This is a genomic window from Shewanella sp. 0m-6, assembly GCF_052977325.1.
This window is the reverse complement of the sequence record NZ_JBRIMD010000003.1, coordinates 149,933-164,833: the sequence shown is the minus strand read 5'-3', so window position 1 is coordinate 164,833 and position 14,901 is coordinate 149,933. Positions and strand designations below refer to the sequence as shown.

11 protein-coding genes and 1 riboswitch are annotated in these 14,901 nt (G+C 43.9%); of the genes, 10 read left to right on the top strand and 1 reads right to left on the bottom strand.

Annotated features, from left to right (window positions below; translation table 11 throughout):
• Nucleotides 1-351 precede the first annotated feature (351 nt).
• The 3 genes from ACVBJC_RS03490 to ACVBJC_RS03480 are packed head-to-tail and all read left to right on the top strand — an operon-like array spanning nt 352 to nt 2,495.
• Nucleotides 352-1,089 (top strand): basic amino acid ABC transporter substrate-binding protein, encoded by a 738-nt coding sequence (locus ACVBJC_RS03490; RefSeq protein ID WP_447159491.1) that lies wholly within the window; start codon nt 352-354, stop codon nt 1,087-1,089.
• A 7-nt stretch (nt 1,090-1,096) separates the two neighbouring features.
• Nucleotides 1,097-1,777 (top strand): amino acid ABC transporter permease, encoded by a 681-nt coding sequence (locus tag ACVBJC_RS03485; protein ID WP_447159490.1) that lies wholly within the window; start codon nt 1,097-1,099, stop codon nt 1,775-1,777.
• Nucleotides 1,770-2,495 (top strand): amino acid ABC transporter ATP-binding protein, encoded by a 726-nt coding sequence (locus tag ACVBJC_RS03480; protein ID WP_447159489.1) that lies wholly within the window; start codon nt 1,770-1,772, stop codon nt 2,493-2,495. Before ACVBJC_RS03485 ends, ACVBJC_RS03480 begins: the two co-directional genes overlap by 8 nt.
• A gap of 170 nt (nt 2,496-2,665) precedes the next feature.
• Here ACVBJC_RS03480 and ACVBJC_RS03475 read toward each other — a convergent pair whose 3' ends face one another.
• Nucleotides 2,666-3,976 (bottom strand): hypothetical protein, encoded by a 1,311-nt coding sequence (locus tag ACVBJC_RS03475; RefSeq protein WP_447159488.1) that lies wholly within the window; start codon nt 3,974-3,976, stop codon nt 2,666-2,668.
• A 512-nt stretch (nt 3,977-4,488) separates the two neighbouring features.
• Here ACVBJC_RS03475 and ACVBJC_RS03470 point away from each other — a divergent pair.
• The 7 genes from ACVBJC_RS03470 (at nt 4,489) to ACVBJC_RS03440 (ending at nt 14,323) form a co-directional block, all read left to right on the top strand.
• The gene (locus tag ACVBJC_RS03470; protein ID WP_447159487.1) at nt 4,489-4,968 is read left to right on the top strand and encodes an aminoacyl-tRNA deacylase; all 480 of its coding nucleotides are present in this window, start codon (nt 4,489-4,491) and stop codon (nt 4,966-4,968) included.
• Between the two features lie 381 nt (nt 4,969-5,349).
• Entirely contained in the window at nt 5,350-7,935 is a 2,586-nt protein-coding gene (locus ACVBJC_RS03465; RefSeq protein WP_447159486.1) for an acylase, read from the top strand.
• 337 nt (nt 7,936-8,272) lie between these two features.
• Nucleotides 8,273-8,761 carry a hypothetical protein gene (locus ACVBJC_RS03460; protein ID WP_447159485.1) on the top strand — a complete coding sequence of 163 codons (489 nt, stop codon included), beginning with the start codon at nt 8,273-8,275 and terminating at the stop codon, nt 8,759-8,761.
• 424 nt (nt 8,762-9,185) lie between these two features.
• Nucleotides 9,186-9,752, top strand: coding sequence for an NAD(P)H-dependent oxidoreductase (locus ACVBJC_RS03455; protein ID WP_447159484.1), 567 nt, complete (start codon nt 9,186-9,188; stop codon nt 9,750-9,752).
• A 21-nt stretch (nt 9,753-9,773) separates the two neighbouring features.
• Entirely contained in the window at nt 9,774-11,021 is a 1,248-nt protein-coding gene (locus ACVBJC_RS03450; RefSeq protein WP_447159483.1) for a NupC/NupG family nucleoside CNT transporter, read from the top strand.
• A gap of 313 nt (nt 11,022-11,334) precedes the next feature.
• Nucleotides 11,335-11,997, top strand: a complete 663-nt coding sequence (locus ACVBJC_RS03445) for a DUF2076 domain-containing protein (RefSeq protein ID WP_447159482.1) — start codon at nt 11,335-11,337, stop codon at nt 11,995-11,997.
• Nucleotides 11,998-12,280: 283 nt separating this feature from the next.
• A complete protein-coding gene (locus ACVBJC_RS03440; RefSeq protein ID WP_447159481.1) occupies nt 12,281-14,323 on the top strand; it encodes a prolyl oligopeptidase family serine peptidase in 2,043 nt (680 codons plus the stop codon).
• A 417-nt stretch (nt 14,324-14,740) separates the two neighbouring features.
• Nucleotides 14,741-14,824: riboswitch (cyclic di-GMP riboswitch) on the top strand.
• The last annotated feature ends 77 nt before the right edge of the window (nt 14,825-14,901 follow it).

The following is a 14,901-nucleotide window of genomic DNA, read 5'->3' as shown; positions in this document are numbered from 1 at the left end:
AAAAATGATATAGACAAAATACTGAGTCACTTGAGGAGCCATTAGCCTTCTGCGGTAATCTCGCTAAAGATACGCGATCAAGGTTATCTCGCCATAAAACAAAACACCTTCCTAACACATACTTATTCACCAATAGCTACTACATTAAAAACTAGATAATGTGAAGAAACCTTATAACACAAAGAAAAACCTGTTAAAAATACGTTAAAAAACCTTCCAGCAGATTAATAACTAATCAGTCAAACCAATTTCAATTGAATTTTTAGTCAGATTTAACGCATAAGTATTGATTTAACTTTATATGAGCTTATAGTCAATCCCAGTTGAGTATTTTGATTAAGAGAGTGGAAAATGAAGAAGTCAGTATTGGTTGTAGCAAGCTTAGGTTTAACAGGCACATTAATGTTATCTGGCTGCGGTAAGAGTGATGATGTACTTGTAGTGGGCACCAATGCGTCATTCCCACCTTTTGAATATGTGGGTGGCGTTAGTGGCGATGAAATCATGGGCTTCGATATCGATTTAGCTCAGCAGATCGCGAAGGATGCAGGCAAAACCCTAAAAGTTGAAAACATGAATTTTGACTCGCTTATCGTGGCGCTCAATGCGGGTAAGGTCGACTTTATCGCCTCGGGCATGACCATCACTCCAGAGCGTCAGGCTAGCGTTAACTTTTCTGAGCCTTACTATGAAGCCACCCAGATGGTACTCGTCAATAAAGACAATAACAGCATCAACAGCCTAGATGATCTTAAGGGTAAACATATCGCGGTGCAGCTAGGCTCTACTGGCGACATTATGGCTAAGAGTTACAGCCAACAAGTGACCGCCTTCAACTCAGGCTTCGAAGCCGTGATGGAGCTAAAAAATGCCAAGGTTGACCTGGTGTTGTTTGACAGCGAACCTGCCATCAGCTTTTTAGAGAAGAATCCACAGCTAAAAATGGTTGAGCTGGATTTTTCACCCGAGTTTTACGGCTTTGCAGTGGCTAAAGACAAAGCTGAGCTGCTAAACAGCATTAACAGCAGCTTAAGCATCATGAAGCAAAACGGTGGCTATGACGCCCTCGTTAACAAGCACATGAAGTGAGTAGAGCATGATTGATGCAATTAATACTTCACTGTTTACCCCAATAGGCGAAGATGGCTTAATCGGAATTTATCTTATTCTGAATGGCCTTAAAGTCACTTTGATTGTGACCTTCTTCGCAATGATAATCGGTTCAATTCTCGGTGTGGCAACCACCTTGATGAAGATGTCATCGAAATGGTATCTACGTTGGCCAGCCAGTTTTTATGTCAGCGTGATCCGTGGTACGCCAGTGGTTGTGCAGTTAGTGATCCTTTACTTTATTGTGCTAGCGGCACTGGACGTGGATAAGATCACTGCAGCCGTTATCGCCTTCGGTCTTAATAGCGGCGCCTATATCTCTGAGATCATTAGAGCCGGTATTCAAGCCGTCGATAAAGGGCAAATGGAAGCGGCACGTTCATTAGGCTTATCGCAAGCAGCGACCATGAAAGAGGTGATCCTGCCTCAGGCGATTAAAAACATTCTGCCCTCGCTAGGTAACGAGTTTATTGTGTTACTTAAAGAAACTGCGGTAATTGGCTTTATTGGTGGCGTGGACTTAATGCGTGCAGGTGAAATTATCCGTAGCCGTACCTTTGAAGACAGTGTGCCGCTATTTACCTGCGCACTTATCTACCTGTTACTGACGTATATTTTTACCTTTATGCTATCTAGATTTGAAACGAGGTTAAAGCAAAGTGATTAAAATTAATGATTTACATAAGAGCTTTGGCGATAACCAAGTGCTAAAAGGGATAGATGAGCAGATTAACCATGGCGAGGTTGTCAGTGTGATCGGCCCGTCAGGTAGCGGTAAGAGTACCTTCTTACGCTGCATCAACTTACTAGAGCTGCCAACTCAAGGCGAAATTTTTATCGATGGTCAATCGATTACCGCTGCGGGCGCTTGTATCGATAAGCTAAGACAAAAAGTGGGTATGGTGTTTCAAAACTTTAATCTGTTTCCCCATAAGACGGTTAAGCAAAACATCACCCTTGCACCTGTAAAACTAAAGCTGATGACACAAGCACAAGCCGACATTGAAGCCGAGTCTCTACTTGAGCAGGTTGGCCTAAAAGATAAGGCCGATGCGTATCCATCGAGCCTATCGGGTGGACAAAAACAGCGGGTAGCTATTGCCCGTGCACTCGCAATGAAACCTGAATTGATGCTGTTTGATGAACCCACCTCGGCGCTCGATCCTGAAATGGTCGGTGATGTACTCGATGTGATGAAGTCGCTCGCCCAGAAAGGCATGACCATGGTGATTGTCACCCACGAGATGGGCTTTGCCCGCGATGTCTCAGACAGAGTTATCTTTATGGATGGCGGCTTTATCGTTGAGCAGAATGAACCAGAAGCCCTGTTCAGCAATCCTAAAGAAGCCAGAACTCAGGCGTTTTTAAGTAAAGTATTGAGATAAGCTCAATCAACCCAACTATTTATAGACTCGTTTAGCACTAACGTTAAGCAACGCTATAACCAAAGAGCCTCACAAAGGCTCGTCGTTTGCATAAACCCCGATATAAAAAAGACAGCTTTCGCTGTCTTTTTAGTTTAATTATCGGTAATTAAACTCATTGTTAACTCAAATTACTGATTAAGATCGAAACTCAGTCGCATATAATTCGTTTCATAATCAAGTACGCTCAATTGACCATCTGCCATGCGGCTTCGTTCAGCCAACAGTTTACGCCACTCACTTAGTGGCTTTTCTGAGCCGTAGCCTCTAACACCAATCTGTAGTCTTGGGTAATTTAGCGAATCAAATTTTGCATCTAAATCCGCTGGCAATTTGATATCTGGCATGCTGCCTGATACGCCCCCCCAAATAATCCATTCAGCATCCCCATTATCAATATCTCCAGACAAACTCATGTGAGTCAACGCGATATCAGTACTTACGTTGCTAAAATCATATTGGTATGGCGCCTGGCCAGTTGAGATCTCACTGAATAATGAGTAGACCGCATCAGAAAAGCCGTTAGCCGGATCCCAAAGCATTATCGGAGAAGTCTTGCCCTCTGATGTGACTAGATGTCGTGCAGAGCTATAACTATTGGCGGTAACATTACCAATGTATTCTTGACCCATTCTCGCTGGCCAAACATAGCTACTATTAGTTAATGTTGGGTAAACAAATACCGGATCGTTTTGACTATAATTGGTCCAACCTTCAAATGAGCGGGCATATAAGATCCGTGCATCATAAGGATTAACATAGTCAACCACTACGCCCTGCTGGGTAAAGTCACTCATATTCAATGTATATTGAGTTTTATCGGTCAAATCAATACTGCCACCTAGGCTACTTTGGCCATCGGCAGCAATTAACTGCACATCTATTGGCCCAACACCATCACACCACTCAATTAAGGGGGAACGAGTAAATGGCGTTAACTCATAGCTGCTGCCTCCCAAATACAGCAAACTGTCTGGCGCATCCTCGATAAGCGACTGCACCGGAAACTCGACTTGTTTACAGTTACAACCTTCATCATTGTTGTCATCACGAAAATAGGTAATGCCTAAATCGCCAGCTTCAACATTAACATTAGAAATAACCTTGAGTGTTGGCAGGTCTTTGTAATAGTACTGGTTGTCCGCGGTTAACGTGATATGTTTAGCATTACTCGGCCAATCTGCAGTGAGCGCACCATCGGCATCTGTTACGTACTCAGCAATAATGTCACCCGTATTATTGTGCACAAATACTTTGACGCCAGACTTAGGCTGTTCTATTCCACATTGATTGTCCACAACTGTATTTAATGTAATTTGCGGCACATTACCGCCAGATGAGCCACCATTGCCAGTAGAGCCTGATGAATCATCACCACCTCCGCCACATGCGGTTAAAACCAATGCAGATAATGCTGTTAGCGTCCATTTTCTTGTTGTCATATCTTCTTCCTGAATATGTATAAATAAACCAAATAGTCACTTATTTAGTCTTGTTGCGTCTAAACCCGTTAAATGGCCATCAATGACCCATTAAATTTGCTTATTAGTTACTTGCTATAGTCAATAGCTATTCGTTAACAGGCTCCCTTAAGGGATTGTATAAACCCCAAGCAAAGCAGACGTTTAATTGTTACAAATGTGTGACTAAAAAACATTCAAGCTACGGTAACCTGTTATGCCTTAACTGTCTATTATTTAACCCCCCCTCTACTTAAGCCTTGAAAGAATAGCCAATTAACACCAGGTCATAAGCAGCTAATCCAAAGCCTATTGCCTATGATATTGAAATGAATATCGCCACACTCGCTTGCCAATCTAGGCTCAACCATTACTCTCTATCTCCCCAGAAAAACCAAGATATTTCCTGCTGTAGTTAATACGTTTATAAGCCAGTTATCCCTCTCTGAACTATAATAATAGGTAGCATTATTTAGCCTTTATGAGGTAACACCATGTCTATTTCAGCTCGATTGAATGACTACCTAGATGACAACAAGATCAAATTTAATCTTGTTCCCCATCCCCATAGTTCTAGCTCGCTGAGCAGTGCTATTGCCGCCAATATACCCCCGTCACAGTTAGCCAAAGCCGTCATTTTAGAGGATCATGAAGGCCGAAGAGTCATGGCTGTATTGCCAGCCAATCACAAGGTCAGTTTACGAACATTAGGCGACAAGCTAAACCGAGATCTTCGCTTGATTGAGGAGAAAGAGGTCTATGACATGTTTAGCGATTGTCACAAAGGTGCCATTCCCTCTTTAGGTGATGCTTACAACCTAGAGGCGGTTTACGACGATCTACTGGTCGAAGCTAAGGAGATCTATTTCGAGGCCGGCGATCACAACACCTTAGTGCATTTGAGTAGACAAAACTTTATCGAGCTCATAAAAGACGCTAAGCACTTACGTTTCAGCCACCAAAGTATTCATTAAGCCTGCGCATGCGCCGATAAACTTCGGTGCTGCACTCTGGCTAAAAACCAACACCTTTAAACCACTGCTTTTCCAGCAAAGCTTTTAAACCTACTTAATTTTTAATCGCTAACGCTATTAATCAATTGAAGTCTGAATAATCGCCCCCTTCTCGCCGCTATGATCCCCCACGCCAAAAAGTTAACAAGATGTAGACAAACGTTTAAATGACTGGTTAACTAACCAACATGTCTTTGTCGTATTTGATAAAAATATTTTGGGTACTTATTCGTTCACTAGTTCAGTAAGTATATGTTTTACTATCAAAATTAAGACATCCGAAATAATAAAAGTATCCATCAACAATGATTGATGGAACAACACAATAAAAAGGATCTTTTAATGCGCTTAAATAAGTTAGTGCTCGCTTTGGGGATGGCTTCGACGGTTGTTTTAACCGGTTGCGGCTATGAAGAAACTGACAAAAGTGACTCACTCTTTGTACCAGAACCCACACCTGAAGTGATCCCTCCGCTGCAAGCTTTTGCTCCCGAAGGGCAGCTTAAAGCCCAAATTCGCCGCACCGCTTATGGCGTCCCCCATATCCAAGCCGACAATCTTGAAAGCTTAGGTTTTGGCAGCGGTTATGCTCAGGCTCAAGACAACTTATGTGTGCTCGCTGATGGGTTTATCAAGGCTAACTCTGAACGCTCGATGTACTTTGGCCCTCATGCTTCTATCGATTTCACCACGGGTTTGCCAACGGCTGAAGACAACGGCAACTTAATTTCAGACTTTGCCTACAAGGCACTGAAGATCCGTGAAAAAGCTGAAGCGCAATACCCAAGCTTTAGCTACAACTCACGCGCATTAATGGAAGGTTTCAGTGCTGGTTATAACCAATTTCTAGCCGACGTAGAAGCAGGGACCCAAACTGGCGAGCCATTTTGTTCAGGCCAGCCTTGGGTTAAACCTATTGATGGCGTAGATGTGGCCAACTACCTATTTTCTATCGCCTTGCTACCGGGTGCGGCTAACTTCCTTGACCTGATTTTTTACGCCAACCCCGGTGATGGTCAAGAGTACCTTCCGCGCATCGTCGGCCCAGCGCCAACTCAAGCGCAAACAGCTTTTATTCAGGACGTGAATAGCAAGTTTATTGCTTATCAAAACGCTATTAAGACACCAGAAACTAACCCTAGAGATCTCGGTTCAAATGGTTGGGGCTTAGGTAAAGATAAGACTGAAAACGGCAAAGGCATGGTGCTGGGTAATCCGCACTTCCCCCATACAGGTAACTTGCGTTTTTGGCAATCACACTTAACCATTCCTGGTCATATTGATGTCATGGGAGGCTCTTTAGTCGGTATGCCAGCAGCCATTAACATTGGCTTTAACAAAGATGTGGCGTGGACGCATACCTTCTCAACCGCTGAACACTTTGTATTGTACAATCTTGAGCTCGTTAGCGGCGATCGCATGCAATACCTGTTTGATGGTGAGGCAATGCCCATCACTAAAGAAACAGTACAGATCTTAGTCAATGGCGGCCCTGCGGGCATGTTGGTGGCAGAAAAAGATATCTACACCACACCAAAAGGCCCTATTGCAGAAGCTCCGGCTAACCAAGCGCCATTTGGTTGGGATGATGGCCAAGCCTTTATGCTGCAAGATGCCAACATGGCTAACAAAGATCCAATCGATCATTGGTTAGCCATGAACCGCGCAACCAACAAAGATGAGTTCCAGCAGGCCTTTAAAGATTACGATGGCGTGATTTTTAATAACACCATGTATGCCGATAAAGACGGTAACACTTTCTATATTGATGACTCGACCGTTCCGGGCTTATCTGGGATCGCCATTAGCCTATTAAAATCAAACCCCGATATTATTGCCGCACGACAGCAAGCTGGGTTTACGATTTTACCGGGCAATGCCTCTATGTTTGCCTTTGACAAGCCAATGGCCTACGAGCACGCCCCTAAGCTTGAGCGTAGTGACTTTGTGCAAAACTCTAACAACTCATTTTGGTCAACCAACCTGGAAGCGCCGCTTGAAGGTTACTCTGCAATGTACGGCCCTGAGCGTGGGCAACAGTCTCTACGTACCCGTATGGCGCTTAAGCTGATGAGCGAGGCTGCTGGTGAAGACGGTAAATTTAATATCGACGAGCTAGAAGCTGCTGCACTGGCTAATGACATCTATCTTGATAGCTTGGTATTTACTGACTTAATTGCTCAGTGTGAAGCTCAAGGTAGCGATCCAGTGGTGGTCAGCCCGACTCAATCTAAAGATATCAGTGCTGCCTGCGCAGCGTTAAAGCAATGGAACGGTAAGCAAGATAACGACAGCATTGCTGGTGCACTTGTACGTGAGTTTGCCCACCAGTTTGATCAAGCAAGTATGTTGACTGTCCCATTTGATGCCAATAATGCCGCCACTACGCCAAATAGCTTAGCCACAGATGGCAGTGCATTAGTGGCGCTAGCCAAAGCAGCGTTAAACGTAGAAGCTGCAGGTTTTGATGTTGATGCCGCAATGGGCACTGTGCAATTTGTTGAAAAGTCATTACCCGATGGCACACCATCAGGCACCAAGCTACCTTGGCCCGGTACCCATAATGCAGAAGGCGGATTTAATGTATTCTCAACCCGTTTATCGGGTGACGATACGTTAGTACCTCAGCATGAGTATGCCGCGGTGATGGACGCCGTTACCGGCAAACCACTCGCATCGGGTCTATCTGAGCAAGGCTATGCAATTCGTTATGGGTCAAGCTGGATGATGGCGGTGAGCTTTACCGATCAAGGCCCAGTGGCTAAAGGCATCTTAACGTACTCGCAATCGAGCAATATTATGAGCCCGCAGTTTAATGACCAAAGTGAACTTTACTCAAACAGTAAGCAATTCCGTCCTTTCTTGTTTAATGAAAGCGATATTGCCGCTGCAGTTGAGTCAACGATTGAGCTAAGCGCGCAGAAGTAATAACACGCAAAGTCAGCACTCTGTAACAAGCTAAATACAGACTTTCGTCGCGATACAGAGGGGATAAACTGAGGTTTATCCCCTTTTACTAGGTAAAGCATCACCGTCTAAAACAATAGCGCTACAGCTCAGTCCTTGTCCTACAAGCGCTAGCCTCTTCTTTCATTCCCATATACAACACAGAGTCATCCTTGTTGTTCGCTATTCAATTGAATGCTTAATTTTCAATAACTTAATTACACTCCAAAACTTGCTGAAACACATATTCAAGTGCATGATTTGCTCAAGTGTAGTGAGAACACTTTGGCAATAAAGAATATGCGACAAGGAGTGCACCATGCATCTTCAGCTCTGGATTAGCCCAGTATTAGTAACTATTGGCTTGCTGTTTTTATCGGTAAATACTCAAGCAACTACCAAAACGACTACAGCTATCGATAAGCCTGCCACCACGATTAACTTAAATAAGTATCTTGGTGGTTCCCAGGGAAAACTCAAAGAAAAATCGGCTCTTATCTTTAAATTTGGTAATGGCAGCGCTAACAATACCTGCAGTATTATCACTACAGATAATTACCTTAGACACGCTAAAAATCGCTTAGAGAATATCAATCTAAGTGAGTCTAATTTTTACTTTGATTGTTTATGGAATGGCACTTATTACTTTTTGTCGAATCGCGTTCGGACCTATGCTGAAGTGATCATCAAACAACCCGATAGCCAATTTCCAATGTCGATGCACATCGAAGCTAAACTGGTCAGCCTGACGGGAGAGCAAGCTAACATCATCAGTGGCGATATCTCATTAAGAAACACGCTCAATTAGTCTCAAACCCATACCTTGATCAGCGATAAAATCACAACTAACTCGCTCAAGACATCTATTAGCCATAATTAATTATCAGCTAATTAACAAACTAATAAATAAGACTTTTATATAATTGCACGAGCCAAAACCTGTCGATTTACCTGCAAAACATGCATGCATCACACTCAACTTGGCGCCTAAATGTGACTCCAATACCAATAACTCATTAAGCCAATCTACTTTACTTGGCCGCTATGCAATATTAGCGCGCCGTAGATCTAGACCTAAAAAATAAAACGCTTATAACCAAATGTATAAACCTGATTTTTAATAGGGTTTATCACTTTGTTTTATAAAGCGATAGGCGGCCTCATACCTAAAAAACTGAGGAGACTGCGCGCACTTTAACATTACTTTTTGACTAATTTTAAGTGTAGAAAACATGAAAGACATGACGAGTAACATACTGCTTATTTCGGGCCATCCCGATCTCAGTCGCTCCGTTGCTAACACCGAAATTCTTAAACGGCTCGATACAACAAGCCTGTTTACGATCCATAAACTCGATGAGGCCTGCCCCAGCTATCAGATTAACATCCAAGCTGAACAAGCATTACTGAGCCAAGCCGATATTATCGTGTTCCAGTTTCCCCTTTACTGGTCCACCTACCCCGCTTTAATGAAGCTTTGGTTTGATGAAGTATTTACCTACAACTTCGCCTTCGGCCCTGAAGGAGACAAGCTAAAACACAAGAAAGTGATTCTATCTATCACCTGTGGCGCAACCGCGAGCTCCTATCAGCCAGGAGAGTTTAACTTCTTGCCTCTAGAGCAGTATTTACAAGCCGCTGTGCACCCTATCAAAGCTGCACAAATGGAGATTGTCGATACGGTTATCACCTTTGAAATGAATTCAACATCTGATGAGGGTGGCGATCAAAATACCGTTATGCAATTGGCTCAACAACATGTTGAGCGCTTAATCAACGTAATCAACCAACTGAATTAATCATAAATAGGTCCTCTTATAATGTTGCAATCTCTATTAGGCATCACAGCCCTGTTAGTTGTGGGTTATCTTTTTTGTAATGCTAAAAAACAAGTCAACTGGCGTACAGTCGGTGGCGCACTCATTATTCAGCTCGCCATTGCAGGCTTTGTATTAGCCACCAGCTTTGGCGCTAACGTATTATTAGCCGTTTCAAATGGCGTCGCCAACGTGCTTGGCTTTGCAGCGAAAGGCATTAGTTTCGTATTCGGCAACTTAGTCACCTTCCAGGTTGAAAACTTAGGCTTTATCTTTGCTTTCCAGGTATTGCCAGCCATTATCTTCACCGCATCATTAGTCAGCTTGCTGCACTACATGGGCATCATGACCTTTGTTGTTAAGGTACTCGGCGGCGGACTGCAAAAGGCTATTGGCTCTTCCAAGGCTGAATCAATGAACGCTATCGCCAACACAGTATGCGGCCAAACTGAAGCGCCTCTATTTGTTAAACCTTGGCACCCTCACCTAACCAAATCAGAAATTTTTGCCATCATGGTCGGTGGTTTAGCCTCCATTGCAGGCTCTGTATTAGCAGGTCTTGCAGGCATGGGCGTCGAAGTTCGCTACTTAGTTATGGCGTGCTTTATGAGTGCGCCTGCGGGTCTGTTATTTGCAAAGTTGATGATCCCTGAAACAGAGCAGCCAGTGAATGATGTCCCAGCTCTGCCTGATAATGAAAAGCCATCTAATTTTATCGATGCGATTGCTAAAGGCGCCATTGCCGGTATGCAAATTGCCGCGGTAGTGGGCGCAATTTTGATTGCCTGTATCGGCTTAATGGCCATGCTAAACAGCATGATTGGCTGGGCTGGCGGACTATTTGGCTTTAAAGACGTAACACTTGAACTATTGATGGGTTACGCATTTTCACCCATCGCTTGGTTAATTGGTGTACCTTGGGCTGAAGCCAATGTTGCCGGTAACTTTATTGCGCAAAAACTCGTACTAAACGAGTTTGTGGCCTACGCAGGTTTTGCGCCTTATATATCTGGTGAAACTGTGGTTGCCGCAACAGGTGAAGTGATGTCACCGAAATCGGTGGCGATTATTACCGTGGCTCTATGTGGTTTCGCTAACATCGGCTCTGTGTCTATGGTGGTTGCAGCGCTCAGCACTATGATCCCAAATAAGTCTAGCTACATTGCGTCTGTCGGTATGAAAGTGCTACTAGCAGCGACGCTGGCAAACCTATTATCAGCAACCGTTGTGGGTCTGTTTATGTCTTTTTAAAATCACCTTTTCATTCAATCTCAACACTCAAGATTGAATGAAATAACAGATGGCAACCGGAGCGATTGCGGTTGCCATACTCTTCTCTTCAGCAAATCTACCTCTACTTACCTCAATCCCCTGCTGTTTTTTAGATAAAATTCTCTTAATCTTTGTAAGTATTTAAAGCTGCTTGTTTGTTAAATGTTGTTAACTGATAGTTATTTAAGCTATTGATTAGCTAATCAATTATTAGTGATACGCAGGATGTGAACCTTAGGCTAGGATGCGCGTCAAATACGTAAAGACGTATCCTTACATTAGGAATTGAAACATGACTCCGCAAGAACAAGAACTAATCCAAAACGTAGCCAATAAATTAAAGGCTAGCCCAAACAAGCCAAAAGATGCAGAAGCTGAAAGCCTAATCGGCCAAGAGATCGCATCTCAAGAAGATATCGTTTACAAGCTAACTCAAGCGGTCATCGTGCAAGAGATGGCGCTTAAAGATATGAAGTCAAAAAATGACTTCTTAGAATCACAAGTTGAGCACTTCAGAAAAGAATCAGAGCGCGGCACATTAAGCCGTATGATGGGCGGTACTAACCCAGCGCCAGTGCAGCCTCAACCTGTACGTCAGCCAAGTGCTTTTGGTAGCTTTATGCAAACTGCTGCCGGTGTTGCAGCGGGTATGGTTGCCGGTAACCTTATTAGCAATGCACTATTTGGTGGTGAAGATACTGCAACTGCAGAAGCAACGCCAGAAGTTGCTCCTGAAGCTGCTGCAGAAACTGAAGCGCCAACAGAAACTGCAGCTGCTGATACCGCTGCGCCAGAAGAAGCTGGTTCTAGCTTCTTAGATGACAACTCAGGTTTCGCTTCTGAGTATGCGAGTGAAGACACCTTTGCTAACACCGGTTTTGGTGGTGATGAAAGCTTTGGCGGCTTTGATGACGGCGGTTTCGGTGATTTTGGTGGCGATGACGAAGATTTTTAATCTCGCTTAATCGCAGCTAGCATCATAGCTAAAAGCGCAAAAGATAATGGCGGCTGAACTCAAGGTTCAGCCGCCATTTCTATTTGAGTCTCACTCTCTTCTCAATTCTGTTTCTATTCCCTGTAATTAATCTTGGCTTAAATCAGTTGTGTAACCATCTGCAACAGCCTTTTGATATTGATATCCTTTTTGTAATATTGGCAGCTATACTAGCCTCGCCAGTAACAAGCTGGTTAAAACACTAATAAAAAACTCAACAAATTGCTCTCAAGGAGAACCACTCGTGAAGAAAGCCGGGATCCTGTTGCTGTGTATGCTTATGCCAATGGCAAGCGCATTTGCAGAACAAACCAAACCGCTTTCGGTTGATGTGCTGTGGCAACTTAACCGTATAGGCAGTCCAATTATTTCACCGCAGGGCGACAAAATTATCGCGCCTGTTACCCAATATGATGTACCGGAAGATAAAGGCTCTACCCAGCTTTGGTTATTTAACAAAGACGGCGATAGCCAACAAGCATTAACCGCTAAAGGCATGCGCGCAAGCGAAGCCACTTTTTCCCCTGACGGTAAAACACTGGCTTTTATCAGCAAGCGTGACGACGATGAAGCAGGTCAAGTATACCTGCTGCCAATGAACGGCCCAGGCGAAGCACAAAAGCTTACTGATGTGCCAGGCGGCGTATATGGTATGAGGTGGGTTGGCAAACACATCTACTTTATTAGCCGTATTTTCCCAGGCAAAAACTGGGATGAAATGATTGCTCAGCTAAAAGCAGACAAAGACAATAAGGTATCGGCTCACCAATGGAACGCTCTGCCCTATTCAAGCTTTGACCACTGGATTGATGAAGACCGTGAAGCGCACGTGTTTCGTATCCCTGCTGTAGGCGGTGAAATCGAAGCTATTACTCAGCCATTAAAACAGCAGCTACCGCGTTCATCACAAAGCGCCTCAAGCTACGATATCGCGCCAAATGAGCAGTGGATTGCCTTTACCGCTAACGGCTGGGATGCCTCACTTAAAACCCGTGAAGTCGACCCAAAGATTGATATCTTCTTAGCTAAAATCGGCAGCGGTAACGCCCAAAACCTAACACCAGATAATGAAGCGCCAAACAGCAATCCGCAGTTTAGCCCTAACGGCAAAACCTTAGCCTTTACTCAGCAACTTATTCACGGTTTCTATGCTGATACATCACGTCTCGTCTTGATGGATATGAAAAAGCGTCAACCCAAAGTGATTAACGACACTTGGGATCGCTCAGTATCACGCTTTGGCTGGACTCAAGACAGCAAAGGCTTTTACGCCGCAATTGATGATGCAGCCACCAGCCGTATTTATCATATCAATGCTAACAACGGCAAAGTAAAAGCCATTACCAAAGACACTAACTTTGGTAAACCTGTGATGGCAAAAGACGGCACTATCGTTGCGACTAACGACAGCTTTTTATATCCAGCACGTCTAGTCACTATTAATCCACGCAACGGTAAAACCACCCGTTTAGATAGTTTTAATGACGACATTCTTGCTGATGTCGATATGGGCACTTACGAGTCGGTAACCTACAAAGGCTATAACGACCAAGATATACAGATGTGGGTACACTACCCACCGGGGTTCGATCGCAGTAAAAAATACCCGCTAATGATGCTGATTCACGGCGGCCCACACAGCGCGATTACCGATGGTTTCCACTACCGCTGGAACGCGCAAACCTTTGCTTCTTGGGGTTATGTCACTGCATGGCCAAATTTTCATGGTTCAAGTGGTTTTGGCCAAGAGTTTGCCGATAGCATCAACCCTGACTGGAAGAACAAATCACTTGAAGATGTATTTAAAGCAACGGATTGGTTTAAACAGCAAGAGTGGATCGACAGCGAGCGTTTAGTGGCTGGGGGCGCAAGTTACGGCGGTTACTTAACCTCGATAATCTTGGGCCAAGAGCATCCGTTTAATGCCTTGATGATCCACGCAGCGGTGTACAACATGTACTCGCAAATGGCAGCAGATTTCTCGGTCCATAGTACCCGCTTTGGTAACTACTGGGAAAAGCCTGAGATCTACAAAGCGATCTCGCCGCACTACTTTGCCGAGAATTTTAACACCCCAACTTTGGTGATCCACGGTCAGCTTGATTACCGCGTACCTGTAGGACAAGGTTTTGAGCTGTTCCGCACCTTACAAACCCGTGGCATCGAATCTAAAATGATCTATTTTCCTGATGAGAATCACTGGATCATGAAGCCAAATAACTCTATCTATTGGTACAACCAAGTAGAAGACTGGATGACCCGCTTTGCCGAGCCTGGCGGACGTTAATCTGCGCTTGAAGTAACTAAGGGCTGCCAAATGGCAGCCTTTTTATTAACCCAAATCGGTCACAAATACATTGAAGGAAAATGATTTTCATCAGGCTTACATCATCATATCGCCCAGAGTAAGGATATTCTCATGCTGTTAAGGCTTTGGTTAAAAGAATATTTTTAGTGACCAGTTTTTGGCGCTTGCCGTTTATTAAAGCCATCACTAATTTAGCGAAGCGACTTTGCTTAAAATAATCTCAATAAAATCAATATCAAACATCAATTACAAGCGCATACTCATTGCCTCCCCTCCAGGCTAAACATGTCAACCTATTGGCACGCAAAGCACGGTAAACCCTATATTTTCAACAGCTTATTGCGTTTATTATTTTTAGCATTATGCTACATGCCAGTCAGCACACTAGACTGACTAAAAAGACAAAGGCAAACCAGTAGAAATGCTGGGACGCAAAGCTTCCGGTCTAAGGGAATTTCCTAAGATAGCGGGGACGCCAACCATAAGTTAGCACCAATACTCTTGGCGCTAGTTTAACTGTGCTCATGCTTTGTTTGCCTTATTGAAAACTCAATAAG